Raw genomic sequence first — 26,205 nt, 5'->3', positions numbered from 1 at the left:
CCGCATTATCCCATTTTTGCCGCGAAAGCCGCCCGGACGGCGGACCGGCGCGCATGGCGCACGCGCAACGCCTGAAAGTGAATGACGATAAAATCGCTAAGTTTGCTGGTTCCACACTCTTCTTCCGACATCCATGACCGACTCTCCCCTGCTCAAGCCTTCTCCCCCGCGTCCGAGCGGCCGCCGCGCGAATCAGCTGCGCGACGTACGCATCACGCGGCATTACACGAAGCACGCGGAAGGCTCGGTGCTCGTCGAATTCGGCGATACCAAGGTGATCTGCACGGCGAGCATCGCCGAGCGCGTGCCCGAGTTTCTGCGCGGCCGGGAGCAAGGCTGGCTCACCGCGGAATACGGCATGCTGCCGCGCGCGACGCACACGCGCAGCGACCGCGAAGCCGCGCGCGGCAAGCAGACGGGCCGCACGCAGGAGATTCAGCGGCTGATCGGCCGCGCATTGCGCTCGGTGTTCGATCTGGACGCGCTCGGCGCGCGCACGCTGCATATCGATTGCGACGTCATTCAGGCCGATGGCGGCACGCGCACGGCGAGCATCACGGGCGCGTTCGTCGCCGCGCACGATGCGGTCGGCAAACTGCTCGCGTCGGGCAGGATCGCGAAGTCGCCGGTGAAGGATTTCGTCGCGGCGATTTCGGTCGGCATCTTCGCAGGCTCGCCCGTGCTCGATCTCGACTACGACGAAGACTCGCAATGCGATACCGACATGAACGTCGTGATGACGGGCGCGGGCGGCTTCGTCGAAGTGCAGGGCACGGCGGAAGGCGCGCCCTTCACGCGCGACGAGATGAACGAGCTGATCGCGCTCGCCGACAGCGGCATCAAGGCGCTGATCCTGAAGCAGAAGGAAGCACTGGGGATTCGCGGTGTGTGACGTCAATGGTCTTGGGCGCGTCGTGCTCGCATCGAACAATGCGGGCAAGCTGCGCGAATTCGCATCGCTGCTGGATGCGGCGGGCATCGAACTGATCGCGCAGGGCGAACTCGGCGTGCCCGAAGCGCCCGAACCGCACCCGACCTTCGTCGAGAACGCGCTGGCGAAGGCGCGGCACGCCGCGACGTTCACCGGCCTGCCCGCGCTCGCCGACGATTCCGGCCTTTGCGTGCGCGCGCTCAACGGCGCGCCGGGCGTGTATTCGGCGCGCTATGCGTCGATGAGCGGCGGCGCCAAAAGCGATGCCGCGAACAACGCGAAGCTCGTCGCCGACCTCGCTCAGCACACGGATCGCCGCGCTTACTACTTCTGCGTGCTCGTGCTCGTGCGTCACGCGGACGATCCCGAGCCGCTCATCGCGGAAGGCCGCTGGCATGGCGAAGTGATCGATGCGCCGCGCGGCGCAAATGGCTTCGGCTACGATCCGCACTTCTTCCTGCCGACGCTCGATGCGACCGCCGCCGAACTCGATCCCGCGCGCAAGAACGCGCTCAGCCATCGCGCGCTCGCGTTGCGCGAGTTGCTGCAACGACTGAAGGAACTTGCGTGAGCGCCGGACCGAAGACGATCAACATCGTGCAGGCGTTCACGTCGCCGGGAAGCATCCGGCTGACGTCGCTGCCGCCGCTTTCGCTGTACGTGCATTTCCCGTGGTGCGTGCGCAAGTGTCCGTACTGCGACTTCAACTCGCACGAGTGGAAGGACGACACGTTTCCCGAAGAACGTTATCTCGATGCCCTGCGCGCCGATCTCGAAAGCGCGCTGCCGCTCGTGTGGGGACGGCAGGTGCATACGATTTTCATCGGCGGCGGCACGCCATCGCTGTTATCGGCGAAAGGGCTGGACCGCCTTCTCTCCGATGCGCGCGCGCTGCTGCCCATCGATGCCGACGCCGAAATCACGCTCGAAGCCAATCCCGGCACGTTCGAGGCGGCCAAGTTCGCGTCGTTTCGCGCGAGCGGCGTGAATCGTTTGTCGATCGGCATTCAGAGTTTCAACGAGGCGCATCTGAAGGCGCTCGGCCGCATTCACGATGCGATGCAGGCGAAAAAAGCCGTCGAGATCGCCGCGAAGCACTTCGACAACTTCAATCTCGATCTGATGTTCGCGCTGCCGCAGCAATCGCTCGACGAGTGCAAGCACGATATCGAGACGGCCATCTCGTTCGCGCCGCCGCATCTGTCGCTGTATCACCTGACGATGGAGCCGAACACGGTCTTCGCCAAATACCCGCCCGCGCTCCCCGACGACGACGCTTCCGCCGACATGCAGGACTGGATCCACGAGCGCACGCGCGAGGCCGGTTACGCGCGCTACGAAGTGTCGGCGTATGCGAAGCCGCACCGTCAGAGCAGGCATAACCTGAACTACTGGCGCTTCGGCGATTACCTCGGCATCGGCGCGGGCGCGCATACGAAGCTGTCGTTTCCGTCCAAGATTCTGCGTCAGGCGCGCTTCAAGCATCCTTCGAGCTATATGGATCACGCGCTTTCGCCGGCCGAAACCGCGATCCAGGAAGAACGCGAAGTCGGTCCGCGCGATCTGCCGTTCGAGTTCATGCTGAACACGCTTAGGCTCGTCGAAGGCTTTCCGGTGCATTCGTTCGTCGAGCGCACGGGACTGGCGCTGTCCGCGATCGAGCCGGCGCTCGCCGAAGCGGAACAACGCGGGCTCATCACGCGCGACATCGAACGCATTGCGCCGACCGAACTCGGCCAACGCTTTCTCAACGATCTCCAGGAACTGTTCTTGAAGGATCCGCACAATTGAGCGCGCCGACGATGGCGCCGAACTCGGTGATGCGGCATCGCCCGTTCGCGCTTTTCTGGAGCGCTCGCGTGATGTCGTCGGTGGCGTTTCAGATGATGTCGGTCGCGATCGGATGGCAGGTTTATTCGATCACGCATAGCGCCTACGCGCTCGGTCTCGTCGGCCTCGCGCAATTCCTGCCGATGTTCGTGCTGACGCTCGTCGTCGGGCACGTTGCGGACCGTTACGACAGACGCGTGATCGCGTACGTGTGCCAGTCGATCGAGGGCATCGCCGCGCTCGTGCTGTGTCTCGGCGCGTGGCACGGCTGGCACGATGTCGCGCCGATCTACGCGATCGCCGCCGTGACGGGTGCGGCGCGCGCGTTCGAATCGCCGTCGATGGCCGCGCTCTTGCCCAATCTCGTCGCCCGCAATCAGTTGCAGCATGCGAGCGCGTGGTCGACGTCGGCGAATCAGACGGCGCAGATCCTGGGTCCCGCGATGGGCGGCGTGCTCTACGGGTTCGGCGCGCTGACCGTGTACGGCGCGGTGAGCGTCGCGTTTCTCGTCGCGGCGTGCGCCGTGGCCGCGATCAGAATCGACGAAGCCGTGCGTATGCGCGCGCCGCTCTCGTTCGAAGCGCTCTTTTCGGGTATCGGTTTCATTCGCAGCAAGCCGGTGATTCTGGGCGCGCTGTCGCTCGATCTTTTCGCCGTGTTGCTCGGCGGAGCGACCGCGCTCCTGCCGGTCTACGCGCGCGACATCCTGCATACCGGACCGTGGGGACTCGGCGTTCTGCGCGCGGCGCCCGCGGCCGGCGCGCTGGCCGGATCGATCTGGCTCGCGCATTTTCCGCTGCGGCAGCGCGCGGGCAATGCGCTGTTCGGCGGGGTGATCGCGTTCGGAATCGCGACGATCGTCTTCGGACTGTCGCGCAATATCTACGTGTCGCTGATTGCGCTGGCGGCGCTGGGCGCGTCGGATGTGATCAGCGTCGTCGTGCGGATGTCGCTCGTGCAGTTGCAGACGCCCGACGAAATGCGCGGACGCGTCGGCGCGATCAATTCGCTGTTCATCGGCACGTCGAATCAGCTCGGCGAGTTCGAATCGGGGATGACGGCGGGACTGCTCGGCGCGGTGCCGGCGGTGCTGATCGGCGGAATCGGCACGATTGTCGTCGCGCTGTTGTGGATGCGCCTTTTTCCCGCGCTCAAGGCGACGAAATCGCTCGAAGGATGAGCGTTCCTGCGCGGCTGCGAGTTGCGCTACAATACGCGCCTTGCTGGAGGTGTGGCCGAGCGGTTTAAGGCACCGGTCTTGAAAACCGGCGAAGGAGCGATCCTTCCGTGAGTTCGAATCTCACCGCCTCCGCCAGATCAAATCAAGCCTCGTAAGTTCAAACGCTTACGGGGCTTTGTCTTTTGCCGCTCCGTTTTCGCGACGCGCTCGAACGCGCCAAGCTGGCCGTTGCTTCGCTATCCTGAACCATCAATTTCAGACAAAACGCCTATCCGACGTCTCCGGAGCCACGTATCTTCCCTTCTGCCTCCTTCCGAGTTCCCCCCATGCTCGATTCGAAGGAGGTCTTCAATGGGAAAGGTTGGACTTGGGCCTCGCACTCGCGAGGCTTTTTTTCGTCCGATGCCACGCCCCGAGAAACAATCGACGTGAACACTACGGCCATAACGCCATCTAACCGCCTCATCGATCACAACGCGGAGAGTCGCCCATGAAGTCAGGCCGCATCATGCCCATCCTCGTCGGCTGCATCGCCGCCGTGAGCCTGTCGGCGCATGCCCAGCCTCAGCCAAACGCGCAATGGCGCGCGACCGAAACAACGCTCTTCGACCTGATTCAAAACGGATATGGGATCGTCGCGGTGACGAGCGTGGCCGCGCGCAACTCCGGCCTTCCCGAAGACACCTACGTGCTTCAGAAAAACAATAGCCTCTACCGCTGCGTGGAAACGCGCGCGGCCGAAACCGGCGCGGTCAGATCTGCCGCGCCGATGCGCTGCGCCGAACTCGTCAAGCCCTACACCGAATAATCGAAACCGAACGCTCAATTGTCATCGGATCTGACGGGCGGCCGGACGTGCGGAACCGGCTCCGCCTTCGCAGCGTCCTGTTTGGGCGCGGCGCGTTGCGATTCGCTCTTCGAATGCGCCGCGGAAGCCGGTTGCTGCTTCCTTGCGGGCGCGCCCGACGGTGCAGGATCGTTCTTGCGTGTCATGGCATTCTCCCGAAATCCGGGGACATCCCCTTTCCACATTAGCACCGCGCCGCCGATACCGCACACGCCATGCACGACTCAGCCGACCGGCGCCTCGCCCTCACCCGACTGCTTGCCCGGCCTGTCGTTCGGACCTTGCTTGCGGTTGTCGTCATCGCGCTCGGGCAGCTTGCTTTTCTCGTTGTCGCTGTGCTCGGCCGTCTTTCCGTCTTCCGGACGGTTGGTCTCGCTGTTCATGGCGCCCTCCTTAAAGTGCTTTCGAATGAAAGCATCGGCAGCAAAACGCGCGCCTGAATGCGTCCGGGCGCACGAATTCGGTTCGCTGACGGCCTTTGCAGCGACTACCATTTAAGTAACGCCATCCCGCCATTGTTGCGATGTCCGCGTCACGTTTTCGCCGTACCGCCGCTGCGCTCGTCCTTGCGTCGGCGATGAGCGCCTGCACGATCACCCCGCCCCCCAGCGTCGTGGCTGCGCGCCCGCCCGCGCCGGCCGTCTCCGGTCAAACGCTCGACGAGTACAAGGCGCGCATCGCGCAGCGCATCTTCGAGCGCAATCCGTCGCTCGTGCTGAAGGGCACGCCGCAAGCGATGCTGCGCTCGTTCGTGCTCGTGTCGTTTACGGTGGATCGCGGCGGGCGGCTCGTCGAATCGTCGGTGTATCGCACCAACGGCGATGACGAAGCCGAAGCGACCGCGCTCGCCTCGCTGCGCCGCGCATCGCCGCTGCCCGCGCCGCCCGCGCGCCTTTTGAACGGCAACGGCCAACTGGAGCTTTTCGAAGGCTGGATGTTCAACGACAACGGCCAGTTCCAGCTACAGACGTCCCATTCGCCGCAAGCCACGACCATCGATTGATTGGCGCTCCGCCGGCACGCTCGTTATAATTTTTTGCACCCCGGCCGGACCCGCTTCCGGCGTGGCCTGCGCCTCGCGCTCACCCCGCGCGTCCGGCGCAGCGCCCGAGCGCAGCCGAACTGCGCCGCGACACCGCGCGCCACTCACGCGCCGTCCAACCCTGGCTTTCCCGCCATTGCATCGCAATCCCTACAAAAAGCTGACGCGCGCCGGACGACGACATCGTTCGTCATTCCGATCGCTCTTGCCCGGCGATGCGCGCGACAATGCTTCGCACCAAGGCAACACGACAACGGAGACAACATGGCCTCACCCTCGCTTTCCGCCGCAAAGCCCGGCGACGGATCCCAAAGCGCTTCCCGCGTGATTTTCGCGAGCTTCATCGGCACCGCGATCGAGTTCTACGACTTCTATGTCTACGCGACCGCCGCCGCGCTCGTCATCGGACCGGTGTTCTTTCCGCACGACTCGCCCGCCGCGCAGGCGCTCTCGGCGTTCGTCACCTTCGGCATCGCGTTCTTCGCGCGGCCTATCGGCTCGTTCATCTTCGGACACTTCGGCGATCGCATCGGCCGCAAATCGACGCTCGTCGCCTCGCTGCTCGTGATGGGCCTCTCGACGACGCTCATCGGCTTCGTGCCCGGCTACGATTCGATCGGCAGCGCGGCCCCGATCCTCCTGTGCATCCTGCGGTTCGGCCAAGGCATTGGGCTGGGCGGCGAATGGGGCGGCGCGGCGCTGCTCGCGACCGAATACGCACCGAAGGGCAAACGCGGTCTCTTCGGCATGTTTCCGCAGCTCGGGCCGTCGATCGGCTTTCTCGCGTCGAACGGTCTGTTCTTCGGTCTCGCGCTCTCGCTCTCCGATGAGCAATTCCGCAGCTGGGGCTGGCGCGTGCCGTTCATCGTGAGCGCGGTGCTGGTCGCGCTCGGCCTGTATGTGCGCCTGAAGATCGCGGAAACGCCGGCGTTCCGCGCGGCCGTCGAGCGCGAAGAACGCGTCAAGGTGCCGGTCGCGACGCTGCTCGGGCGCCATCTCGTGCCGACGCTGCTCGGCGCGTTCGCGATGGTCGTCTGCTACACGCTCTTCTATATCTCGACGGTGTTTTCGCTGTCGTACGGCGTGGCCAAACTGCATTTCGCGCGCGAGACCTTCCTCGGCCTTCTGTGCCTCGCCGTGGTGTTCATGGCTCTCGCCACGCCGATCTCCGCGATCGCGAGCGACCGTTTCGGACGCAAGCCGGTGCTGATCGTCGGCTGTCTGCTGGCGATCCTCTCCGGCTTCGCGATGGCTCCGCTCCTCGGCAGCGGCGACACAATCCAGGTCGCGCTCTTCCTGACGATCGAGCTCTTCCTGATGGGCGTCACGTTCGCACCGATGGGCGCGCTCCTGCCCGAGCTCTTCCCGACCAACGTGCGTTACACGGGCGCGGGCGTCGCGTACAACCTCGGCGGGATTCTGGGCGCATCGGTGGCGCCGTACATCGCGCAATTGCTCGCCAATCGCGGCGGGCTCGCGTGGGTCGGCGGATATGTGTCGGCGGCTGCGGCGGTGAGTTTGATCGCCGTGCTGTGTATGCGCGAGACGCGCCACATCACGCTGGAGTAAGCACGAGAGAAACCGGCGCGCTCAGCGATCGCGCCGGTTCGTGGCGTGCGCCGGGACCGGCCTGCCCTCGATGACGGGCATACGCGGCGCCGGCCGCTCGACGCTCTTCGCACGCGCCGCTTTCGCCGCCTTCCGATCCGCCCAGAAGCGCGCGAGCGCAAGCAGGCTGACAATGGCGATGCCATCGGCGATCAGCCCCAGAATCCAGTGCGACGGATACCGCCCGAGCCCGAGCACGCCCATCGCGCGCAGCGCCGAATCGAGCACGAGCGACACGCATGTGCCCGCGATGAAGCACACGAGCCCCTGCTGGCCGATCGTGACGACGCCCGGCAGCCTGCGTGCGAGCTTGCCGACCCAGCCCGCATACACGCCGCGCGCGACGATCCACGCGATGGCGGCGAAGCTCACGATGCGCAGCGTCGCGAGATTCTGCTTCATGTATCCCGGCGGCGCCTGCGTTTCGAGGAAGAGCTTGGCGAACGCGAAGGTCAGCGCCAACGCGATCGCCCCGGCGGTCAGCCAGCGCGCGAATCGGCCGGCGTGGAATTCGTCGCTGATCGGCTGCACGCGCGCGAGCACGCCGGTCATGAACATCAACTGCCACGCGAACGGATTGAACGACCACGCTTCGCCGTATGTGCCCGGCAGGAAGCGCAGCAGCGGCATGGCCGCGAGCCACACAAGCAGGCTGCCGAAAATGGCGATGACGGGTTTCTTCTGCGCGAGCGGCACGATCGCCGGGACTGCGAGCGCGAACACCGAATACATCGGCAAAACCGCCGACAGATACGGCTGCTGACGCAACAGCACGATATCGACCGCAAGGCCGAACGGCCGCGTGAGAAAGTTCGGCCACTCGGTGTACTGGACCATCGGCGTGTCGACTTGAAGCGCCATCAGGATCGCGCCGCCGACCAGCATCAGAAACGCCGTGAACAGATACGCGCGATAAATTTCCCAACTGCGTTTGAAAAAGCGTCGGCGGGCGGCTGAATCGCTACGGCGAGTCGCAAGCGCCGTATAAGCCGCCGCCGACGCATAACCTCCGAGAAACACGAAAACTTCGGCGGAATCGCAAAACGCATACTGGTGCAGCGTAAAGCGCGATAGCACGCTTCCCGTTATATGGTCGACCGCGATAATGAGCAGCACGATTCCTCGAAAGAAATCGACTTCGAGAGAACGTGTCGTCGGGGAAGTCATCTGGCGAATGCTCCACGGACCTGCGGTTTCGGCGCGCCGCCGGACGGGCTGGCGCACATACGCGGTTTGTACCTGCTCCGAAAGGAAAATTCCCTTAATCAACGAGTATTTAAATTAGCACTCGGTGCCAGTCGGCAAGCTGGCGGCAAAATGACTTTTTTGTCCGCTTTCCAGTAAATATGCCGCTGCCTATACTCGAAAGAAGTTCGACAAAAACGATGCGCGGAAAACTTGTGCCGCGAACCGGAAGGAGGCCGGGCATGCGTATTCATGTTGAGAGCGCTCATCTCGTCGCGATGATCGCCATCGCGCTTTCGACCGCGTTGCTGCTCGCGATCAGGTTCCGACCGGCGACATGGCGAGGCGTGCTCGTCGAAGCCGTCATCGCGAATGTCGGCGCGATCCTGGCCGTGCTCGCCTTCGAAGTGCTGACCGCCTGAGCCGCGCGCGCCGGCATCAGACGCCGGACCTACAGAAAAATTTCAAATCGGTTGAACTTTCCCCCGCGCGGGCACTCTGAGCAGGTAATGCCGTTCGTCGGATCGCTCGTCGAACCTAACGCACGGCTCTCATCTCCTCTCCGCTCCTGCTTATGGCGGGAGCGTTTCTTGGGCGCCCGGCGAAAGCCTCGCGCCTGTTCTTTTTTCTGGCCCCGGAAAACGCTGATCGACCGCGCATCGGCGGCGTCGAAATGACACGCGCAAACGATAACGCGCCAAGCAAAAGAGCCAGAATCCCGAGATTCCGGCTCTTTCGATAAACGCGGCGCGCAAGCACGCGCCGCACGCGGCATCACGCCTGCGGAATTTCGATCTTCACTTCCAGCACTTCGAGATCGTCCTGACGTTCGAGGCTGACTCGAATATCGTCATCGGAAATCTTCACGTACTTCGAAATCACGGCAACCAGTTCCCGTTGCAACGCCGGCAGATAATCGGCGGCGGCTTTGCCACCCGCGCGCTCGTGCGCAATGATCAACTGCAAGCGTTCCTTCGCGACCGTAGCGGACTTCTTCTTCTCGCCCAGCAAAAACGAAAGAATCGACATTGCGTCCCCTTACTTGGTGCCGAAGATGCGTTGCAGCAAACCGGGCTTCTGATAATCGGTGAAGCGCAGCGCCTTTTCCTCGCCGAGGAATCGCGACACCACGTCCTTGTACGATTCCGCGACATCCGTGCCATCGAGATGCACGGCCGGCAAACCCTGGTTCGATGCGTGCAGCACCGCTTCCGATTCCGGAATCACGCCGATCAGATCGATGCGCAGGATTTCCTGGATGTCGGAGAGCGACAGCATTTCGCCCTCGCTTACGCGCTTCGGGTTGTAGCGCGTGATGAGCAGATGTTCCTTGACCGGTTCCTTGCCTTCGATCGCGCGCTTGGTCTTCGACGACAGAATGCCCAGAATGCGGTCCGAATCGCGCACGGACGACACTTCCGGATTCGTCACGATGAGCGCTTCGTCGGCGAAGTGCATTGCCATCAGCGCGCCGGATTCGATGCCCGCCGGCGAATCGCAGACGATGTACTCGAAGTCCATCTTGATCAGCTCGTTGATGACCTTCTCGACGCCTTCGAGAGTCAGCGCGTCTTTATCGCGCGTTTGCGATGCCGGCAGGATGTAGAGGTTCTCGCACTTCTTGTCCTTGATGAGCGCCTGATGCAGATTCGCTTCGCCCTGGATGACGTTGATCAGGTCGTACACGACGCGGCGTTCGCAACCCATGATGAGGTCGAGATTGCGCAGACCGACGTCGAAGTCGATCACGGCCGTCTTGTGGCCGCGCAATGCGAGCGCCGATGCGAAGCTCGCGCTGGTGGTCGTCTTGCCGACGCCGCCCTTTCCCGAGGTCACCACAATGATTTTTGCCATACAAGTACCTTGTGTTCGTCAATAAGTCCGCTTGCGTTGCCTGCGAGCGCGCGCCAAGGGCATCGGGCGCGCGAATCGATGCAACCCGTCAGGTCAGACGCAGCGGTTCGATCATCAGTTTTTCTTCGTTCAGCCAGATCTGCACCGGCTTGCTGAGCACGTCGGCCGGCAGCGGGTTCTCGGTCGTTCGATAGATGCCCGCGATGGAGATGAGTTCCGGCTCGAGACAGGTGCAGAAGATGCGCGCGTCGAGATTGCCGTGCACGCCCGCGAGCGCGCGGCCTCGCAACGGCGCATAGATATGGATATTGCCTTCGGCGATCACTTCGGCACCGTACGACACGAGCCCGAGGACGATGAGATCGCCCTTCGCATAGACCTGCTGCCCCGAGCGCAGCGGACGATCGATGATGGTCGCCGGCGCCGGCAGCGCGGGCGGCGGCGGCGTGTTCGCGACCGCGGCTTCGATCACCGCGGCAGCTTCGGTGTTGGGCTTCGCTTCGTCGACGGAGGGCTTGGGCGCGCCGCGCCGGTCACGTGCTTCGAGAACAGGCAGGCCGCCCGCGTTCGCCCATTGAATCGCCCACGTCTGCTCGGGCAGCGCGACGATGCCGATCGGACGCATGCGGACGTCTCTCAGCACCTTTTCCAGATCGGCAAGCGCGACACGTTCGCCTTCGGCGAGACGGCGCACGTCGATGGCGACGACATCGCCTGCGAAAAATTCGGGAGTCGCTTCGAAGCGCCGCGTGAGTTCAGTGCGCAGGGCATCGAGGTCGGGAGTCTTGACGACGAAGAGAAGCGTGTCGACGGAGCCGCTGCGCAGTTCGAAGAAGGGCGTTTTGTTGAGCGACATAAGAACGGCCAAAAATTTTGCGTATTTTACAGGCGTTGTCGCACACGGCCATAATTTTTAGGACCGATTTCAGCTATCGGAAACGAGAAGTGCGTGCGACGAACGCGCACGACGAACATGCGTGAAGCGAAGACGAAGCCGAAGCGGAGGCGCCTCAGTCGTCCTCTTCGGGATGCATGTGGCGCACGAAGAGCGACTCGGCTTCTTGCTCGTGAGACGGCATCGCGCGACGATCGCCGGTGGGACCGAAGCCGAGGCGCTCGTAGAAGCGCACCGCAGTGCGGTTCTCCTCGGATATCCACGCATGCACCTCTGCGACGCCTTGCTGCGCGAGCCATCGCGACGCGACGTTCACGAGCAGTTCGCCGCCACGCAGATGCCGCACGGCCGGCGCGACCCACAGCGCGCTCACGAATGCGCGCTCGTTCGGCGCCTCTTCGATGTACGCGTGCACGAGACCGCAAGGATGGCCTTCGGTGTAGAGCAGAAACGTCGCGAGCCGGGGCGAACTCGCATGCAGCGACGCGGTGTCGTCGAACGACGACGGATCGACGAGCAGCGCATCTTCCAGCGTTTCGCCGAATGCGTATGGCGCTTCGCGCAGCGATGCCGTGCGAAGCTCGCGCAAGACCGAACCTTGTTGCGCGGCGATGCGGCTGACGGTCAGTGAGGGACTCATGCGGGCGCTCATGCGGACAATTTCTCTCTGGCTTTCAGGCGGGATACGCGTGCGGCTCTGTCGGCCGGTCCGGCGCTCGGGCCATCGGCATAGCTTCAACCGAACGGGCGAACCCGTCAATTCCTAAATCCGGGAAAGTGCTTTACAACGCACACGGCATGGCGAACGCGCGCTCATGGCGCTGCATAGCTGCCCGTGCCATCCGGCCACGGCGTGAGCACTTCGAAGCCGTCGTCGGTCACGGCGACCATGTGCTCCCACTGCGCGGACAACGAGCGGTCCTTCGTCGTCACGGTCCAGCCGTCGCGCGACTGCTGCGTGCCGGCGCGGCCCGCGTTGATCATCGGCTCGATCGTGAAGACGAGGCCCGGCTTCAGACGCAGGCCCGCGCCACGCTGACCGTAATGCAACACTTGCGGATCTTCGTGATACACGCGGCCGATGCCGTGTCCGCAATACTCGCGCACCACCGAGAAGCCTTCCCGATGCGCGACGCTTTGAATCGCCGCGCCGACGTCGCCGAGCGTCGCGCCGGGACGCACTTCGCGCATGCCGGCGACCATCGCTTCGTAGGTGGTTTCGGTGAGGCGGCGCGCCTGCTCGCTCGGTGTGCCGGCGTAGTACATGCGGCTCGTGTCGCCGTAGTAGCCGTCCTTGATGATCGCGACATCGATGTTGATGATGTCGCCTTCCTTCAGTTCCTTCGCCCCCGGAATGCCGTGGCATACGACGTGATTCACCGACGTGCAGATCGTTTTCGGAAAGCCCATGTAGCCGACGTTCGCGGGCACGGCCTTCAGTTCGTTGACGATGAAGCGATTGCAGATGGCGTCGAGTTCGTCGGTGGTGACGCCCGGGCGGACGTATTCGCCGATCATCGCGAGGACTTCGGCGGCCATGCGGCCGGAGATGCGCAACTTTTCGATGTCGGCGGGTGTCTTGAGCGTGATGGCCATTGAGCAATGCGAATGGGTTCGTGCCGCCTCGCGCGCGCCTTTTCGCCGATGTTCGACGCAGGCGGCGCGCGAGGACAATGGGCCCGATGATAGCACTCCCGCGCAGCCTCTCCGCTCGCGGAGGCGCATCGGCGCTGCATTTCGAGCCTTCGGGCGCGTTGTTTGTGCGTGCGTCGCCGTCGTCGTTCGATCTTGTGATGAGCGACCGTTTGTGTTTTAGTGGCGCGACTTCTGACCTGCCGGAGTGTTATGAACCTGCATCGATCTGCTTCTCTTTGCGCCGTGCTGTCGGGCGTCGCCACCCTCGCCGCCTGCAGTTCGACGAGCGATCCCGAACTGCGTGCGTCGAAACCCGTGATTCATGTTTCGTCGGCGCGGCCTGCGTCGGATATATCGAGTTGTCTGCAACGCATGATTCCGTCCGCGCAGACGCGACGCGATCAGGGCTCGACGGAGTTGCTGGTCGGCTCCAATGCGTGGCTCGTGACGCTCACGCCTTCGGCTTATGGATCGATCGTGAAGGTGCAGCAGTCATCGAGCGACGATGGCGGCGTGCCCGAACCCGAATTGCGCTTCGATATCGCGAGGTGCACGACCTGAAGACGCGCTCTGCCTCGACGAAGCGGAGCCACCAAAGCAAAACCCCGCAAGCCTTTCGACTTGCGGGGTTTTTGTGTCTTGGCGGAGAGGGTGGGATTCGAACCCACGGTACGGGAAAACCGTACGCCTGATTTCGAGTCAGGTACATTCGACCACTCTGCCACCTCTCCGTCTACCCTTGCGGGTCTTCGTGAACTGGTCGTTGCTCAACGAAGAACGAAAGTATATCGAACCCTTTCGCGCTTTCCAAGCCCCTTTTTGAAAATAAACGTCAGGCCGACGCGGAAACTTCGATTCTTTCCGCGCCGCGCATGTACGGACGCAGCACTGTGGGAATCGTCACCGAGCCGTCCGCATTCTGGAAGTTCTCCAGCACCGCGACGAGCGTGCGGCCGACCGCCAGGCCCGAGCCGTTCAACGTATGCACGAACTCCGGCTTGCCCTGCGCATTGCGGAAGCGCGCCTGCATGCGACGCGCCTGGAACGCCTCGGTATTCGAGCAGCTCGAAATCTCGCGATACGTGTTTTGCGCCGGCAGCCACACTTCCAGATCGAACGTCTTCGCCGCCGAAAAGCCCATGTCGCCGGTGCACAGCGTAATCACGCGATACGGCAGTTCGAGCTTCTGCAAGATCGTCTCCGCCTGGCCGACCATCTCGTCGAGCGCGGCGTACGAATGCTCGGGCGCCACGATCTGCACCATCTCGACCTTGTCGAACTGATGCTGGCGGATCAGGCCGCGCGTATCGCGCCCGTACGAGCCCGCTTCGGAGCGGAAGCACGGGGAATGCGCGGTCAGCTTCACCGGCAGCGCGTCGGCTTCGAGGATGCTGTCGCGCACCGTGTTGGTGAGCGAGATCTCCGACGTCGAGATGAGGTACTGCGTGACCGTGTTCTCGTCGCCGCCTTTCTCGACGCGGAACATGTCGTCGGCGAACTTGGGCAGCTGGCCCGTGCCGTAGAGAATCTCCGGATTCACGATGTACGGCGTGTACGCCTCGGTGTAGTCGTGCTGCTCCGTATGCGTGTCGATCATGAATTGCGCGAGCGCGCGATGCAGCCGGGCGATCGGCCCGCGCAACAGCGTGAAGCGCGCGCCGGAGAGCTTCGCGCCCGTTTCGAAATCGAGACCGAGCGGCGCGCCGACATCGACGTGATCCTTGACTTCGAAGTCGAACGAACGCGGCGCGCCCCAGCGCCGCACTTCGACGTTCTGCGTCTCGTCGTTGCCGACCGGCACGCTTTCGTGCGGCAGGTTCGGCACGGTCAGCATCAGGTCCGACAGACGCTTCTGGATCTCATCCAGCTTCGCCGCCGATTCCTTCATCGTGTCGCCGATGCCGCTCACTTCCGCCATTACCGCCGACGTGTCCTCGCCGCGGCCTTTCATCGCGCCGATCTGCTTCGACAGGCTGTTGCGGCGTGCCTGGAGTTCTTCGGTGCGGGTCTGGATCTCGCGACGCTCGGCTTCGAGCGCGGCGAACGCGGCGACGTCGAGCGTGTAGCCTCGAGTGGCGAGACGCTTCGCGACGCCGTCCAGGTCTTTGCGGAGGGTTTGGATGTCGAGCATGGCGGGGCTGCTTTGTTAAGTAATCGGAAACGCCGATTTTAGCGCACGGTCATCGCGCGCCGGGCGGGATCGGCGAAACGCGGCGAGCGCGCGCGCGAAACGGACCGCGCCGGTTTCAGCGCTTCTTCTCGTCGCGATGCTCGCGCCGCCACGCATCGTCGAGTTCGGCGAGACGCGAGAGCTTTTCGCCGATCTTCCCTTCGAGTCCGCGCGGCGTCGGCTTGTACCAGTACGGATCGCGCATGCCGTCGGGCAGATAAGTTTCGCCGGCCGCGTAGGCGTCGGGCTCGTCGTGCGCGTAGCGATATTCGTGGCCGTAGCCGAGTTCCTTCATCAGCTTGGTCGGCGCGTTGCGCAGATGCACCGGCACGCCGCGCGACTGATCCTTGCCGACGAAGCGCCGCGCTTCGTTGTACGCGTTGTAGCCGGCGTTCGATTTCGGCGCGACGGCGAGATAGATGAGCGCCTGCGCGAGCGCCAGTTCGCCTTCGGGCGAGCCGAGCCGCTCGTAGGTTTCGGCGGCGTCGAGCGCGATGCGCGCGCCGCGTGGATCGGCGAGGCCGATGTCCTCCCACGCCATCCGGACAATGCGCCGCGCCATGTAGCGCGGGTCCGCGCCGCCGTCGAGCATGCGGCAGAACCAGTAGAGCGCCGCGTCCGGATTGCTGCCGCGAACCGATTTGTGCAGCGCGCTGATCTGGTCATAGAACGCGTCGCCGCCCTTGTCGAAGCGGCGCAGGTTTTCGGCGAGCGCGCTGCCGAGCAGTGCGCCGTCGACCTCCGTCTGCTTTTGCTGCGCCGCCGCGCGCGCGACGATTTCCAGATTGTTCAGGAGCTTGCGGCCGTCGCCATCGGCGGAACCGATCAGCGCGTCGCGGGCTTCGTCGGTGAACGTGAGGCCGCCGAGTTCCTTCGTTGCGCGTTCCAGCAGTTCCTTGAGTTCATCGGCGTCCAGACTCTTCAGCACGTACACCGCCGCGCGCGACAACAATGCGCTGTTCACCTCGAACGACGGATTCTCCGTCGTCGCGCCGACGAACACGAACAATCCCGATTCGACGTGCGGCAAGAACGCATCCTGCTGGCTCTTGTTGAAGCGATGCACCTCGTCGACGAACACGAGCGTCTGATGCCCGTTCGCGCGATGAATCTGCGCCGTTTCCACCGCCTCGCGAATGTCCTTGACACCGGACAGCACCGCCGACAGCGAGATGAACTGCGCGTGAAACGCATCGGCCATGAGACGCGCGAGCGTGGTCTTGCCGACGCCGGGCGGGCCCCAGAGAATCATCGAATGCGCCTCGCCCGATTCGAAGGCGACGCGCAGCGGTTTGCTCGGCCCGAGCAGATGCTTCTGGCCGATCACGTCGTCGATGGTGCGGGGGCGCAGGCGCTCCGCGAGCGGAACGGTGCCACGGTTTTCTTCGAACATGTGCTGTGCGATGCAGATTGACGCAGTTGGGTGGATCGCGGCGATAATTTCGCGCTTCGGCAAAGGCGCGGCGCGGCCGCAGAATCGGGTCATTATGACAGCCTGAGGGCCGCGACCAACGCGGGCCACGCCTGAACAATCCATATAAGGACGCAATCCGATGGGGCAAGAGCACACCACGAACGCCGCAGCGCACGGCGAAACTTCGACTTACGCGCCGCTCACGCCGGTGCCGCCGGAGCGGCGCGCATTCGGCACGGGCGACGCCTTCGCGCTCTGGTTCTCGCTCGGCATCGGCCTGCTGGTCGCGCAGGCGGGCGCGCTGCTGGTGCCGGGATTGTCGCTGCCGCACGCCCTCGCGGCGATCGTCATCGGCACGGTGATCGGCGTCGTGCTGCTCGCGCTCGCGGGCGTCGTCGGCACGGATACGGGGCTTGCGGCGATGTCCTCGCTGCGCCCGACGCTCGGCGTGCGCGGCGCATCGGTGCCGGCGGTGCTCAACGCAATTCAGCTCGTCGGCTGGGGTTCGTTCGAGATCATCGTGATGCGCGATTCCGCCGACGCGCTCGCGAAGCAATCCTTCAATCTCTCGATGCCGCTCGTCTGGACGCTCGTCTTCGGCGCGCTCGCTACCTTGCTCGCGGTGAGCGGCCCGCTCTCCTTCGTGCGCCGCTTTCTGCGAACGTGGGGAATCTGGCTCCTGCTCGGCGGCGCGGGCTGGCTCACCTGGAATCTGCTCGCGAAGCACGATCTCGCCACGCTGATGGCGCGTCCCGGCACCGGCGAAATGGCGTTCGGCGCGGGCATCGATCTGGTCGTCGCGATGCCGCTGTCGTGGCTGCCGCTGATCGCCGATTACACGCGTTTCGGCAAGAGCGCGGGCGGCGCGTTCCGCGGCACGCTTCTCGGCTACGGCATCGCGAATCTGTGGTTCTATGCGCTCGGCGCGATCTACGGGCTCGCGGCGGGCGGCGGCGATGCGCTTCTCACGACCGCGTTCGCGCAGGCGGGCGGCGGGCTCGCGCTCTTCCTGATCCTGATCGACGAAACCGACAACGCCTTCGCCGATATCCACTCCGCCGCCGTATCGACGGGCACGTTCTGGGCGCGCGCGAGCGTGCCGCTGCTCTCGTGCGCGTTCGGCGCGCTGTGCACGCTCGTCGCGCTCGTCGTCGAGATGGGCAAGTATCAGAACTTCCTGCTGCTGATCGGCTCGGTGTTCGCGCCGCTCTTCGGCGTCGTGCTGGCGGATCACTTCATCGTGCGCAAGCGCCGCATCGAAGCGGCCATGCTCGCCGATGTCAACGGCCGCTATGGCTTCTCCGGCGGGTGGCACGTCAGCGCGTTCATCGCGTGGGGCATCGGGATCGCGGCGTATCACGCGATCAATCAATGGCTGCCGAATCTCGGCGCGACGCTGCCCGCGCTCGCACTCGGCGCGGTGTGCTATCTGCTGCTCGTGTCGGGCAGACGTCGCGCCTACGCGTAAGCGTTATTTCGCCGCGCGATACTCCACGCCCGGCAGCACGCACAGCAACTCGAACGCGAGGTTCGCGCCGAGCAGCGCGGTCGTGCCGAACGGATCGTAAGGCGGCGCGACTTCGACGAGATCCGCGCCGACGATGTTCAGCCCGCGCGCGCCGCGTACGATCTCCAGCGCTTGCGGCACCGTCAGCCCGGCGATTTCCGGCGTGCCGGTGCCGGGCGCGAACGCGGGATCGATGCCGTCGATATCGAAGGTGATGTACACCGGCCCATCGCCCATCTGCGCGCGCACTTCGTCCATCAACGGAACGAGCGACTTGTTCCAGCATTCCTCCGTCTGCACGACGCGAAAGCCCTGCTCGCGGCACCAGTCGAAATCGCCCGCTTCGTAGCCCGTGCCGCGCAGCCCGATCTGCACGACGCGCGAGCAATCGAGCAAGCCCTCTTCCACCGCGCGGCGAAACGGCGTGCCGTGCGCGATCTTCTCGCCGAACATCGTGTCGTTGACGTCCGCGTGCGCGTCGATATGAATCAGCCCGACCTTGCCGTGCTTCGCGTGAATCGCGCGCAGGATCGGCAGCGCGATGGTGTGATCGCCGCCGAGCGTCAGCGGCTTGCAGCCGTGCTTCAGGATTTCGCGATACGCGCGCTCGATGCGGTCGATCGAATCGAGCAGGTTGTACGGATTGATCGCGACATCGCCGATATCAGCCACGCGCAGCGAATCGAACGGCGCGGCGCGCGTCGCCATGTTGTACGGACGCAGCAGCACCGACTCGCTGCGCACCTGACGCGGGCCAAAGCGCGCGCCCGTGCGATTCGACGTGCCGAGATCGAACGGCACGCCGACGAAACACGCATCCAGCCCTTCCGCCGATTGAACGTGCGGCAGACGCATCATCGTCGTGATGCCGCCGCAGCGCGGCATCTGATTGCCGGAAAGCGGCTGCGGACGCTCGGCGCGCTGTTCGAGAAAATGCGAATCGAAGTGTTCGGCTGGAGCGAAAAGCGACGAAGGCGAGGAAGGATTCATGGCGTCGAATGGCGGCGGGTGGTCGATCCGACAATTAATAGCCGCTTTCCCGCGGAGATAAAATGGCGAAGAAATCAACTTAACATCGATATTTATCGATGTATCGACGGCGGCCATGTTCACTCACCTTTCCGATCTGGATCTGCGCCTGATCCGCGTGTTTCTCGCCATCGTCGATGCGGGCGGCGTCTCGTCCGCGCAAGCGACGCTCAACGTCGGGCAGTCGACCATCAGCACGCAGCTCGCGACGCTGGAAACGCGGCTCGGCTACCGGCTTTGCGAGCGCGGACGCGGCGGCTTCGCGCTGACCTCGCGCGGCGAGCCGTTCGTCGAGGCGTGCCGGACGCTGCTCGCGGCCATCGACACCTTCGATTCGACCGCGCGCAATGTCGGCAAGAAACTCGTCGGCACGCTGACGCTCGGGATGATCGGCAACACGCCTGTCAGCGCGAACGCGCGCGTCAGCGAGGCGATCGCGCGTTTCCGGCAGCGCGACGAATCCGTGCGCTTCGCGGTGCTCGTGCGCTCGCCCGGTGAACTCGAAGAGATGCTGCTCGCCGAACGCATCCAGATGGCGATCGGATACTTCTGGCATCGCGTGCCGTCGCTCGAATACACCGAAATTTTCGCGGAGGATCAACTCGCGTATTGCGGACGCGAGCATCCGCTGTTCGCGCGCGCGGGACGCGTCGCCGTACCAGAAGCGTTCGAGCACGACTGGGCGTGGCGCAGCTATCCGCTGCCGGAAGCGGGCGAGCTGACGCCGCGCAATATCGGGGCGGTCGCGGACAACATGGAGGCCGTCGCGATGCTCGTGCTGTCGGGCCGACATCTCGGCTATCTGCCCGAGCATTTCGCCGCGCCCTACGTGAAGGAAGGGTTGCTCGCGCCGTTGAACCCGAAAGCGATGCGCTATCGCGTCGCGTTTCAGATGGTCACGCGCGCTGAACGCTCGGGCAGCGCGAAACGGGAAATCGTGGAAGCGTTCGTCGAGGACATGCAAGCCGCGCACGCCTGACGCGCGCGGCCGGACCTGAAACGTCAACCGTTGATGACATCCGCGCCCTTCGGCACGGTGAATTTGAACGTATCGCTCTTGATGGGCGGGTTCTTCTGGATGTTCGAGAACGTCAGCAGCGTCACGTTGCCGAAAACGTCGTGCAGTTCCATCGCCTGCAGGTTGCCGTCCTTGAAGCCGATGCCGACCGTCTCGAATTGCGTGTCCTTCGCCTTGGGCGTGAGTTCGAGCCAGTCGATGCCGCCCTTCTCCCCCGCGTCGCGCAGGTTGAAGTTCTTTTCCAGATCGTTACTGCCGAAGAGAATCGCCGCCGGGCTCGCCCCGAGCGCGCCGCCGAGCGTGCGTACCGTGACCTGGTTCAGATCCTTGTCGTACACGTAGAGCTTGTCGCCGTCGGCCTGGAGAATTTGCGAATACGGCTTCTGATACGACCAGATGAACTTGCCCGGCCGCGCGAACATGAACGTGCCGCTGGAGGCTGCGCCCTTGGTCGGCACTTGCGTGGACGTCGCGCCGTTGTTGGTCTTGCCGGGCGCCTTGATTTCCTGCTGCGTGAAGTCGCCGCGCGCCGCGTGGACTTGCGACACGAACGCCTTCAATTGCTCCGTGCCGCTCGCGAATGCGTGCGATGCGACCAGCATCGACGCCGAAACCAGCGCCGTGCCGAATGCCTTGACGAAACTGCGCCCCGTAAACTGCTTCATGCTTATGTTCTCCATATAACGCGCGGTCATTCCGCGTCGCGCGCCGGCGTGAGGATTTCGCGGTTGCCGTTCGACGACATCGCCGACACGAGCCCCGAGTTCTCCATCTGTTCGAGCAAACGCGCCGCCCGGTTGTATCCGATGCGCAAATGCCGCTGCACGAGCGATATCGACGCGCGACGGTTCTTGATGACGACCTCGACCGCCTGATCGTACAAAGGGTCCGACTCGCCATCGGCGCCGCCGGTTCCGCTTGCGCCCGCCGAGCCTTCGTCGCCATCGCCCGCGAGGCCGCCTTCCAGAATGCCCTCGATATAGTTCGGCTCGCCCTGCTCCTTCAGCTTGTCGACGACGCGATGCACTTCTTCATCCGACACGAACGCGCCGTGCACGCGTACAGGCAGGCCCGAACCGGGCGGCAGATAGAGCATGTCGCCCATGCCGAGCAGCGACTCCGCGCCCTGCTGATCGAGAATCGTGCGCGAATCGATCTTCGACGACACCTGGAACGCCATGCGCGTCGGCACGTTCGCCTTGATGAGGCCGGTGATCACATCGACCGAAGGACGCTGCGTCGCGAGAATCAGATGGATGCCCGCCGCGCGCGCCTTCTGCGCAATGCGCGCGATCAGCTCTTCGACCTTCTTGCCGACGACCATCATCAGATCGGCGAGTTCGTCGATCACGACGACGATGTTCGGCAGACGCGTGAGCGGCTCCGGCTCGTCGGGCGTGAGGCTGAACGGATTCGGAATGTTTTCGCCGCGCTTCTTCGCTTCGTCGATCTTCGTGTTGAAGCTCGCGAGATTGCGCACGCCCATCTTGCTCATCAGCTTGTAGCGGCGTTCCATTTCGGCGACCGCCCAGTTGAGCGCGTGGCCGGCCTGCCGCATGTCGGTGACGACCGGACACAGCAAATGCGGAATGCCTTCGTAGACGCTCATTTCGAGCATCTTCGGATCGATGAGGATGAGACGGACCTGATCCGCGCTCGCCTTGTACAAGAGCGAGAGAATCATCGCGTTGATGCCGACGGACTTGCCCGAGCCCGTCGTGCCCGCGACGAGCAAGTGCGGCATCTTCGCGAGATCGGCGCAGACCGGATTGCCGCCGATGTCCTTGCCGAGGCCCATCGTCAGCGGCGATGCGCCGTTCGCATAGACTTCGGAGCCGAGAATTTCGGAGAGCTTGACCGTCTGACGGCGCTGATTCGGCAATTCGAGCGCCATGAAGTTCTTGCCCGGAATCGTCTCGACGACGCGAATCGACACGAGCGACAGCGAGCGCGCCAGATCCTTCGCAAGACCGACGATCTGGCTGCCCTTCACGCCCGTCGCCGGCTCGATTTCATAGCGTGTGACGACCGGCCCAGGATACGCCGCGACCACGCTCACTTCGACGCCGAAGTCCTTCAGCTTCTTCTCGATGAGACGCGACGTGTATTCGAGCGTATCGGCGGCGATGGTTTCCTGCGTCTTCGGCGGCGGATCGAGCAGCGCGAGCGGCGGCAAGGTGGAATCGCCCGGCAGGTCCTTGAAGAGCGGCACCTGCTTTTCCTTCTCGGCGCGTTCGGAACGCGCGGGCGCGGGCGCGGCGGGCACGATCATCACCGGCTCGTGATCCTCGCTCTTCTCGCGCGAACGCACGACCTTGCCTTCGCGCTTGACCGCGGCCGCTTCGCCCAGCTTGCGATCGCGTCCGGCTTCGCGGCGCAGTTGCGCGCCGGTGATCGCATCGAGAATGCCGTCGCCGACCTTCTCGCACACGGACAGCCACGAGAAGCGGAAATACAGCGAGAGGCCGATCGCGAGCGCGATCAGCAGAAACAGCGTCGCGCCCGTGAAGCCGAGCGCGTGCGATACATGGCGCGCGACCACATCGCCGACGACGCCGCCCGGCGCGCGCGGCAACTGCACCTTGAGCGACCACATGCGCAGTGCCTCGATGCCGTCGGAGGCAAGCAGCACGAGCACGAACGCGAACGCTTCGGCGAGCCAGGTGCGGTCTTTCGGCGCGTCTTCGTCGACGACCGGCGGATGCGTGATCTTTCGATAATTCGCGATGATGCGCCGCGCGAGCAGCACGATCAGCCAGTAGGACGATAGCCCGAAGACGAGCAGGAGGATGTCCGACGTGTACGCGCCGACGCGCCCCGCCCAGTTCGCGATGTGATCGACGCTCACCGCGTGGGTCCAGCTCGGATCCTTGCGGCTGTACGAGAGGAGCGCCATGACGAGAAACAGTCCGAGTGCGACCTGGAGAATCCAGCGAATCTCGGTGAAGAGCCGCGACATGCGGTGCGGCAATGCCTGCGGGCTCGCGGAATAGGTAGCTTTGGCCATTGATTCGGTGTCGCTTTGTATCGCTTTTTTGCGGCTCGCGCCTGTTGCGCAAGAGCGGCATGGAACGGTGAACTATTGTAAACGCTGCATTGCGGTGAAAGGCGCAAAAACCGGCGCGTTCTTGCAACCTGTAACACTCGTCACGCGCGCGTCATGTCGCGGTTTCGGCCCGGCGCGGCTATCAATCCGATTGAAAGGTTCATTCGGAAGGCTTTTTCCGACGCCTTTATAATCGTTGTTTTGCACTCAAATACGGTTCATCGGATGTACCGGGCGTCGAGATTGCTGCGTCGCAGGCAATCGCTCGCGCGCCTCGAGGCGCGCATCCGAAACCATCAATAACGGACCATCATCATGTCTTCGCCCAAACACGCCAAAGTGCTGATTCTCGGTTCCGGCCCCGCCGGCTACTCCGCCGCCGTCTACGCCGCGCGCGCGAACCTGTCGCCGCTGCTCATCACCGGCCTCGCGCAGGGCGGCCAGCTGATGACCACCACGGACGTCGAGAACTGGCCGGCGGATCCGTCGGGCGTGCAAGGCCCCGAACTGATGCAGCGTTTCGAGGAACACGCGCGCCGCTTCAACACCGAGATCGTCTTCGATCACATCCACGCCGCGAAGCTCAACGAGCGCCCTTTCCGTCTGATCGGCGATTCCGGCGAGTACACCTGCGATTCGCTCATCATCGCGACGGGCGCATCGGCGCAATATCTCGGCGTGCCGTCGGAAGAAGCGTTCATGGGCAAGGGCGTGTCGGCGTGCGCAACGTGCGACGGCTTCTTCTATCGCAACGGTGAAGTCGCGGTGATCGGCGGCGGCAATACGGCCGTCGAGGAAGCGATCTATCTCGCGGGCATCGCGAAGAAGGTCACGGTCGTGCATCGCCGCGACAAGTTCCGCGCCGAGCCGATTCTCATCGACCGCCTGCTCGCGAAGGAGAAGGAAGGCATCGTCGACATCAAGTGGAATCACGTGCTCGACGAAGTCACCGGCGATCAGTCCGGCGTCACCGGCCTGCGCATCAAGGACACGCAATCGGGCAAGACGACCGACATCGCGCTGCAAGGCGTGTTCGTCGCGATCGGCCACAAGCCGAACACCGATCTCTTCGTCAACCAGCTCGAGATGAAGAACGGCTACATCATCACGAAGGGCGGCACGAGCGGCGACGCGACCGCGACGAGCATCCCCGGCGTGTTCGCGGCGGGCGACGTGCAGGATCACGTCTATCGCCAGGCGATCACGAGCGCGGGCACGGGCTGCATGGCCGCGCTCGATGCGCAGCGTTATCTCGAAACCATCGACGAAACGCCGACGCCGCATTCGATGAGCCACGAAGCCGACCGCTGATCGGGCGGCGCGAGCCGCTAGAATGCAGCAACGACGGGCCACGGTTCACTCCGCCGGCCCGTTTTCGTTTCGGCGCGCGCATGCCGTCGTTTCACGCGGCGGCGCCGGCGCGCGGCGCGCCGAGTCCGATCCCCGACCCATTCCGCTGGCCGAACGATGCCGAAGAATCTCCCTCATCCGAACGAACCGAAAGTCCGTCGCAAGGAAGCGCCGCGCCCGGCCGCGCCCGCGCAAAAACCGGTGGATGCGCGCGATGTCGCCGCCGCCGTGAAACGCGAAGGCCTGTCGGGTCTGTCGTCGCTGAAGGGCGCGCTGAAGGCCGACGCCGAAAAGCGCGAAGTCCAGCGGGTCGCGGCGGCGCGCGCCGAGCGGGAAGCCGTCGCGGATGCCGACGAGTTTCGTCGCGCGATCGGCGAAATCGAGCCGCTCAAGACGCCGCCGCGCACGACCGTCACGCGCGTACCGCCGCCGCCCGTGCCGCTGCAGAGCCGCCGCGACGAAGAAGCGGTGCTGCAGGAAGCGCTCTCCGACGAATACGATCCCGAAAGCCTGCTCGACATCGACGAAACGCTGTCGTTCTATCGTCCGGGCGTCAGCCAGGAAGTCGTCAGAAAGCTGCGGCGCGGGGCGTGGATCGTGCAGGCGCAGCTCGATCTGCACGGCATGCGCCGCGAGGAAGCGCGCGAGGCGCTCGCGGAGTTCATCCGCGAATCGGTGAAGCGCGGGCTGCGCTGCCTGCGCGTCATTCACGGGAAAGGGCTCGGGTCCATCGGCAAGGAGCCGGTGCTGAAGGGCAAGGTGCGCGCGTGGCTCGTGCAGAAGTCGGAGGTGATTGCGTTCTGTCAGGCGCGGCCGCACGACGGCGGCGCGGGCGCGGTGCTCGTGCTGCTGCAGCCGGGCGGCACGCCGCGTCATCACAATCATCCGCAGGACAAGTCGCAGGACCGGAGCCTCGGCAAGAACAGCAATCCGGGGCCGGACAGTGCATCCTAGACTCACCCTCGCCATCACCATCATGGAGGCGCTCGCGATTTTCGCGTACGCTTTCTCCGGACTCATCGAGGCGCGCAAGCGCCGGCTCGACGCGGTAGGCGCGTTTCTCGTCGCGCTCGTGACCGCGTTCGGCGGCGGCACGGTGCGCGACGTGCTGCTCTCGCGCCGGCCCTTCTACTGGGTCGAGCATCAGGACTACGTGCTGTTCATCTTCGCGATGGCGATCTTCGCGCCGCTTTTTTTGCGCGTCACGTCACGCCTCTTCGACCAGCGCGCGCTGCTCGTCACCGATGCGATCGGGCTCGGACTCTTCAGCGTGTCGGGCACGTCGATCGCACTCGACGCCCAGATGCCCGCCTTCACCGCGACGATGATGGGCGTCATCACCGGCGTGTTCGGCGGCGTGCTGCGCGACGTGCTCTGCAACGAGATTCCGCTGATCCTGCGCGACTCGCGCCCGTACGCGGTCTGCGCGTTCGCCGGATGCTGGATGTATCTCGGGCTCGAACGGCTCGACGTCGACACGATCTACAACGTGCTATTTTCGACGGCGTTCATCCTGATCGCGCGGCTCATCACCTTCAAGTTCGATATCCGCCTGCCGCATTAGCCGCACGAGAGGCCAGCGCGTCGGGCGCAGGTCGGGCGCAAAGCAGGCGGGAAAACCCTTCGATTTGCTACAATCGCGTAGTTTTCTAGCCCCGCATCC

The 26,205-nt window shown here is 64.3% G+C and carries 27 protein-coding genes and 2 tRNA genes; 15 read left to right on the top strand and 14 right to left on the bottom strand.

Annotated features, from left to right (window positions below; all coding sequences use genetic code 11):
• The first annotated feature begins 133 nt into the window (after nucleotides 1-133).
• The 6 genes from rph to NCS67_RS03100 all read left to right on the top strand — a co-directional run bounded on the left by rph (nucleotide 134) and on the right by NCS67_RS03100 (nucleotide 4,750).
• Nucleotides 134-892: a ribonuclease PH gene (gene rph / locus NCS67_RS03125; RefSeq protein WP_008350941.1), complete on the top strand. Its 759-nt coding sequence runs from the start codon at nucleotides 134-136 to the stop codon at nucleotides 890-892.
• Entirely contained in the window at nucleotides 885-1,502 is a 618-nt protein-coding gene (gene rdgB / locus NCS67_RS03120) for an RdgB/HAM1 family non-canonical purine NTP pyrophosphatase (protein ID WP_250434145.1), read from the top strand. Before rph ends, rdgB begins: the two co-directional genes overlap by 8 nt.
• Nucleotides 1,499-2,722, top strand: a complete 1,224-nt coding sequence (gene hemW, locus NCS67_RS03115) for a radical SAM family heme chaperone HemW (protein WP_250434143.1) — start codon at nucleotides 1,499-1,501, stop codon at nucleotides 2,720-2,722. The genes rdgB and hemW overlap by 4 nt, the downstream gene beginning before the upstream one ends.
• Nucleotides 2,723-2,733: 11 nt before the next feature.
• Nucleotides 2,734-3,942 (top strand): MFS transporter, encoded by a 1,209-nt coding sequence (locus NCS67_RS03110; RefSeq protein WP_175981895.1) that lies wholly within the window; start codon nucleotides 2,734-2,736, stop codon nucleotides 3,940-3,942.
• 45 nt (nucleotides 3,943-3,987) lie between these two features.
• Nucleotides 3,988-4,077, top strand: a tRNA-Ser gene (locus NCS67_RS03105).
• A gap of 355 nt (nucleotides 4,078-4,432) precedes the next feature.
• A complete protein-coding gene (locus NCS67_RS03100; protein ID WP_034471367.1) occupies nucleotides 4,433-4,750 on the top strand; it encodes a hypothetical protein in 318 nt (105 codons plus the stop codon).
• A gap of 14 nt (nucleotides 4,751-4,764) precedes the next feature.
• Here NCS67_RS03100 and NCS67_RS03095 read toward each other — a convergent pair whose 3' ends face one another.
• Nucleotides 4,765-4,935: a hypothetical protein gene (locus NCS67_RS03095; RefSeq protein WP_160172884.1), complete on the bottom strand. Its 171-nt coding sequence runs from the start codon at nucleotides 4,933-4,935 to the stop codon at nucleotides 4,765-4,767.
• Between the two features lie 78 nt (nucleotides 4,936-5,013).
• A complete protein-coding gene (locus NCS67_RS03090; protein WP_008350949.1) occupies nucleotides 5,014-5,172 on the bottom strand; it encodes a hypothetical protein in 159 nt (52 codons plus the stop codon).
• Between the two features lie 140 nt (nucleotides 5,173-5,312).
• On the opposite strand from NCS67_RS03090, the gene NCS67_RS03085 reads away from it, so the two are divergent.
• Nucleotides 5,313-5,792 carry a TonB family protein gene (locus NCS67_RS03085; protein WP_250434132.1) on the top strand — a complete coding sequence of 160 codons (480 nt, stop codon included), beginning with the start codon at nucleotides 5,313-5,315 and terminating at the stop codon, nucleotides 5,790-5,792.
• Nucleotides 5,793-6,095: 303 nt separating this feature from the next.
• Entirely contained in the window at nucleotides 6,096-7,400 is a 1,305-nt protein-coding gene (locus NCS67_RS03080; protein ID WP_034471371.1) for an MFS transporter, read from the top strand.
• Nucleotides 7,401-7,421: 21 nt separating this feature from the next.
• On the opposite strand, the gene NCS67_RS03075 is transcribed toward NCS67_RS03080, so the two are convergent.
• Nucleotides 7,422-8,606, bottom strand: coding sequence for an OpgC domain-containing protein (locus NCS67_RS03075; protein WP_175981756.1), 1,185 nt, complete (start codon nucleotides 8,604-8,606; stop codon nucleotides 7,422-7,424).
• 260 nt (nucleotides 8,607-8,866) lie between these two features.
• Between NCS67_RS03075 and NCS67_RS03070 the strand changes: the two genes are divergently transcribed.
• Entirely contained in the window at nucleotides 8,867-9,046 is a 180-nt protein-coding gene (locus NCS67_RS03070; RefSeq protein WP_008350954.1) for a hypothetical protein, read from the top strand.
• A gap of 352 nt (nucleotides 9,047-9,398) precedes the next feature.
• Here the strand turns inward: NCS67_RS03070 and minE are convergent, their stop codons facing one another.
• The 5 genes from minE to map all read right to left on the bottom strand — a co-directional run bounded on the left by minE (nucleotide 9,399) and on the right by map (nucleotide 12,969).
• The gene (gene minE / locus NCS67_RS03065) at nucleotides 9,399-9,653 is read right to left on the bottom strand and encodes a cell division topological specificity factor MinE (RefSeq protein ID WP_008350955.1); all 255 of its coding nucleotides are present in this window, start codon (nucleotides 9,651-9,653) and stop codon (nucleotides 9,399-9,401) included.
• Between the two features lie 9 nt (nucleotides 9,654-9,662).
• Nucleotides 9,663-10,478 (bottom strand): septum site-determining protein MinD, encoded by an 816-nt coding sequence (gene minD / locus NCS67_RS03060; protein ID WP_008350957.1) that lies wholly within the window; start codon nucleotides 10,476-10,478, stop codon nucleotides 9,663-9,665.
• Nucleotides 10,479-10,566: 88 nt separating this feature from the next.
• Entirely contained in the window at nucleotides 10,567-11,334 is a 768-nt protein-coding gene (gene minC, locus NCS67_RS03055; protein ID WP_008350959.1) for a septum site-determining protein MinC, read from the bottom strand.
• 154 nt (nucleotides 11,335-11,488) lie between these two features.
• A complete protein-coding gene (locus tag NCS67_RS03050; protein ID WP_008350962.1) occupies nucleotides 11,489-12,013 on the bottom strand; it encodes a GNAT family N-acetyltransferase in 525 nt (174 codons plus the stop codon).
• 173 nt (nucleotides 12,014-12,186) lie between these two features.
• Nucleotides 12,187-12,969: a type I methionyl aminopeptidase gene (gene map / locus NCS67_RS03045; RefSeq protein WP_008350964.1), complete on the bottom strand. Its 783-nt coding sequence runs from the start codon at nucleotides 12,967-12,969 to the stop codon at nucleotides 12,187-12,189.
• Nucleotides 12,970-13,218: 249 nt separating this feature from the next.
• On the opposite strand from map, the gene NCS67_RS03040 reads away from it, so the two are divergent.
• A complete protein-coding gene (locus tag NCS67_RS03040; protein ID WP_034471379.1) occupies nucleotides 13,219-13,569 on the top strand; it encodes a hypothetical protein in 351 nt (116 codons plus the stop codon).
• A gap of 79 nt (nucleotides 13,570-13,648) precedes the next feature.
• On the opposite strand, the gene NCS67_RS03035 is transcribed toward NCS67_RS03040, so the two are convergent.
• From NCS67_RS03035 to NCS67_RS03025, 3 genes are all read right to left on the bottom strand, one after another.
• A tRNA-Ser gene (locus NCS67_RS03035) sits at nucleotides 13,649-13,739 on the bottom strand.
• A 101-nt stretch (nucleotides 13,740-13,840) separates the two neighbouring features.
• On the bottom strand, nucleotides 13,841-15,139 hold the full coding sequence (gene serS / locus NCS67_RS03030) for a serine--tRNA ligase (RefSeq protein WP_250434130.1): 1,299 nt from the start codon (nucleotides 15,137-15,139) through the stop codon (nucleotides 13,841-13,843).
• A 115-nt stretch (nucleotides 15,140-15,254) separates the two neighbouring features.
• On the bottom strand, nucleotides 15,255-16,571 hold the full coding sequence (locus tag NCS67_RS03025) for a replication-associated recombination protein A (protein ID WP_034471382.1): 1,317 nt from the start codon (nucleotides 16,569-16,571) through the stop codon (nucleotides 15,255-15,257).
• Between the two features lie 160 nt (nucleotides 16,572-16,731).
• Here NCS67_RS03025 and cytX point away from each other — a divergent pair, with 160 nt between their 5' ends.
• The gene (gene cytX, locus NCS67_RS03020; RefSeq protein ID WP_250434128.1) at nucleotides 16,732-18,060 is read left to right on the top strand and encodes a putative hydroxymethylpyrimidine transporter CytX; all 1,329 of its coding nucleotides are present in this window, start codon (nucleotides 16,732-16,734) and stop codon (nucleotides 18,058-18,060) included.
• 3 nt (nucleotides 18,061-18,063) lie between these two features.
• On the opposite strand, the gene speB is transcribed toward cytX, so the two are convergent.
• Nucleotides 18,064-19,089 carry an agmatinase gene (speB, locus tag NCS67_RS03015; protein ID WP_175981751.1) on the bottom strand — a complete coding sequence of 342 codons (1,026 nt, stop codon included), beginning with the start codon at nucleotides 19,087-19,089 and terminating at the stop codon, nucleotides 18,064-18,066.
• A 115-nt stretch (nucleotides 19,090-19,204) separates the two neighbouring features.
• On the opposite strand from speB, the gene NCS67_RS03010 reads away from it, so the two are divergent.
• Nucleotides 19,205-20,107, top strand: a complete 903-nt coding sequence (locus tag NCS67_RS03010) for a LysR family transcriptional regulator (protein WP_175981749.1) — start codon at nucleotides 19,205-19,207, stop codon at nucleotides 20,105-20,107.
• Nucleotides 20,108-20,130: 23 nt separating this feature from the next.
• On the opposite strand, the gene lolA is transcribed toward NCS67_RS03010, so the two are convergent.
• Together lolA and NCS67_RS03000 are read right to left on the bottom strand one after the other, a co-directional pair.
• Nucleotides 20,131-20,811, bottom strand: coding sequence for an outer membrane lipoprotein chaperone LolA (lolA, locus tag NCS67_RS03005; RefSeq protein ID WP_081851844.1), 681 nt, complete (start codon nucleotides 20,809-20,811; stop codon nucleotides 20,131-20,133).
• Between the two features lie 26 nt (nucleotides 20,812-20,837).
• A complete protein-coding gene (locus NCS67_RS03000) occupies nucleotides 20,838-23,153 on the bottom strand; it encodes a DNA translocase FtsK (protein WP_008350980.1) in 2,316 nt (771 codons plus the stop codon).
• A gap of 354 nt (nucleotides 23,154-23,507) precedes the next feature.
• Between NCS67_RS03000 and trxB the strand changes: the two genes are divergently transcribed.
• The 3 genes from trxB to NCS67_RS02985 all read left to right on the top strand — a co-directional run bounded on the left by trxB (nucleotide 23,508) and on the right by NCS67_RS02985 (nucleotide 26,106).
• Nucleotides 23,508-24,503 (top strand): thioredoxin-disulfide reductase, encoded by a 996-nt coding sequence (gene trxB, locus NCS67_RS02995; RefSeq protein ID WP_284504039.1) that lies wholly within the window; start codon nucleotides 23,508-23,510, stop codon nucleotides 24,501-24,503.
• A 156-nt stretch (nucleotides 24,504-24,659) separates the two neighbouring features.
• Nucleotides 24,660-25,496: a Smr/MutS family protein gene (locus tag NCS67_RS02990; protein WP_008350985.1), complete on the top strand. Its 837-nt coding sequence runs from the start codon at nucleotides 24,660-24,662 to the stop codon at nucleotides 25,494-25,496.
• A complete protein-coding gene (locus NCS67_RS02985; protein ID WP_008350988.1) occupies nucleotides 25,486-26,106 on the top strand; it encodes a trimeric intracellular cation channel family protein in 621 nt (206 codons plus the stop codon). Before NCS67_RS02990 ends, NCS67_RS02985 begins: the two co-directional genes overlap by 11 nt.
• The last annotated feature ends 99 nt before the right edge of the window (nucleotides 26,107-26,205 follow it).

The sequence above is a fragment of the Caballeronia sp. ATUFL_F2_KS9A genome (assembly GCF_023630765.1).
GTDB lineage: Bacteria > Pseudomonadota > Gammaproteobacteria > Burkholderiales > Burkholderiaceae > Caballeronia > Caballeronia zhejiangensis.
The sequence above is the reverse complement of the archived record's forward strand: the minus strand, read 5'-3'. Positions and strand labels throughout refer to the sequence as shown.

Coding starts and splice junctions, on each gene's coding strand:
- rph (WP_008350941.1), top strand. CDS start 134: ATGACCGACTCTCCCCTGCTCAAGCCTTCTCCCCCGCGTCCGAGCGGC.
- NCS67_RS03110 (WP_175981895.1), top strand. CDS start 2,734: ATGGCGCCGAACTCGGTGATGCGGCATCGCCCGTTCGCGCTTTTCTGG.
- NCS67_RS03100 (WP_034471367.1), top strand. CDS start 4,433: ATGAAGTCAGGCCGCATCATGCCCATCCTCGTCGGCTGCATCGCCGCC.
- NCS67_RS03095 (WP_160172884.1), bottom strand. CDS start 4,935: ATGACACGCAAGAACGATCCTGCACCGTCGGGCGCGCCCGCAAGGAAG.
- NCS67_RS03090 (WP_008350949.1), bottom strand. CDS start 5,172: ATGAACAGCGAGACCAACCGTCCGGAAGACGGAAAGACGGCCGAGCAC.
- NCS67_RS03085 (WP_250434132.1), top strand. CDS start 5,313: ATGTCCGCGTCACGTTTTCGCCGTACCGCCGCTGCGCTCGTCCTTGCG.
- NCS67_RS03080 (WP_034471371.1), top strand. CDS start 6,096: ATGGCCTCACCCTCGCTTTCCGCCGCAAAGCCCGGCGACGGATCCCAA.
- NCS67_RS03075 (WP_175981756.1), bottom strand. CDS start 8,606: ATGACTTCCCCGACGACACGTTCTCTCGAAGTCGATTTCTTTCGAGGA.
- NCS67_RS03070 (WP_008350954.1), top strand. CDS start 8,867: ATGCGTATTCATGTTGAGAGCGCTCATCTCGTCGCGATGATCGCCATC.
- minE (WP_008350955.1), bottom strand. CDS start 9,653: ATGTCGATTCTTTCGTTTTTGCTGGGCGAGAAGAAGAAGTCCGCTACG.
- minD (WP_008350957.1), bottom strand. CDS start 10,478: ATGGCAAAAATCATTGTGGTGACCTCGGGAAAGGGCGGCGTCGGCAAG.
- minC (WP_008350959.1), bottom strand. CDS start 11,334: ATGTCGCTCAACAAAACGCCCTTCTTCGAACTGCGCAGCGGCTCCGTC.
- NCS67_RS03050 (WP_008350962.1), bottom strand. CDS start 12,013: ATGAGTCCCTCACTGACCGTCAGCCGCATCGCCGCGCAACAAGGTTCG.
- map (WP_008350964.1), bottom strand. CDS start 12,969: ATGGCCATCACGCTCAAGACACCCGCCGACATCGAAAAGTTGCGCATC.
- NCS67_RS03040 (WP_034471379.1), top strand. CDS start 13,219: ATGAACCTGCATCGATCTGCTTCTCTTTGCGCCGTGCTGTCGGGCGTC.
- serS (WP_250434130.1), bottom strand. CDS start 15,139: ATGCTCGACATCCAAACCCTCCGCAAAGACCTGGACGGCGTCGCGAAG.
- NCS67_RS03025 (WP_034471382.1), bottom strand. CDS start 16,571: ATGTTCGAAGAAAACCGTGGCACCGTTCCGCTCGCGGAGCGCCTGCGC.
- cytX (WP_250434128.1), top strand. CDS start 16,732: ATGGGGCAAGAGCACACCACGAACGCCGCAGCGCACGGCGAAACTTCG.
- speB (WP_175981751.1), bottom strand. CDS start 19,089: ATGAATCCTTCCTCGCCTTCGTCGCTTTTCGCTCCAGCCGAACACTTC.
- NCS67_RS03010 (WP_175981749.1), top strand. CDS start 19,205: ATGTTCACTCACCTTTCCGATCTGGATCTGCGCCTGATCCGCGTGTTT.
- lolA (WP_081851844.1), bottom strand. CDS start 20,811: ATGAAGCAGTTTACGGGGCGCAGTTTCGTCAAGGCATTCGGCACGGCG.
- NCS67_RS03000 (WP_008350980.1), bottom strand. CDS start 23,153: ATGGCCAAAGCTACCTATTCCGCGAGCCCGCAGGCATTGCCGCACCGC.
- trxB (WP_284504039.1), top strand. CDS start 23,508: ATGTCTTCGCCCAAACACGCCAAAGTGCTGATTCTCGGTTCCGGCCCC.
- NCS67_RS02990 (WP_008350985.1), top strand. CDS start 24,660: ATGCCGAAGAATCTCCCTCATCCGAACGAACCGAAAGTCCGTCGCAAG.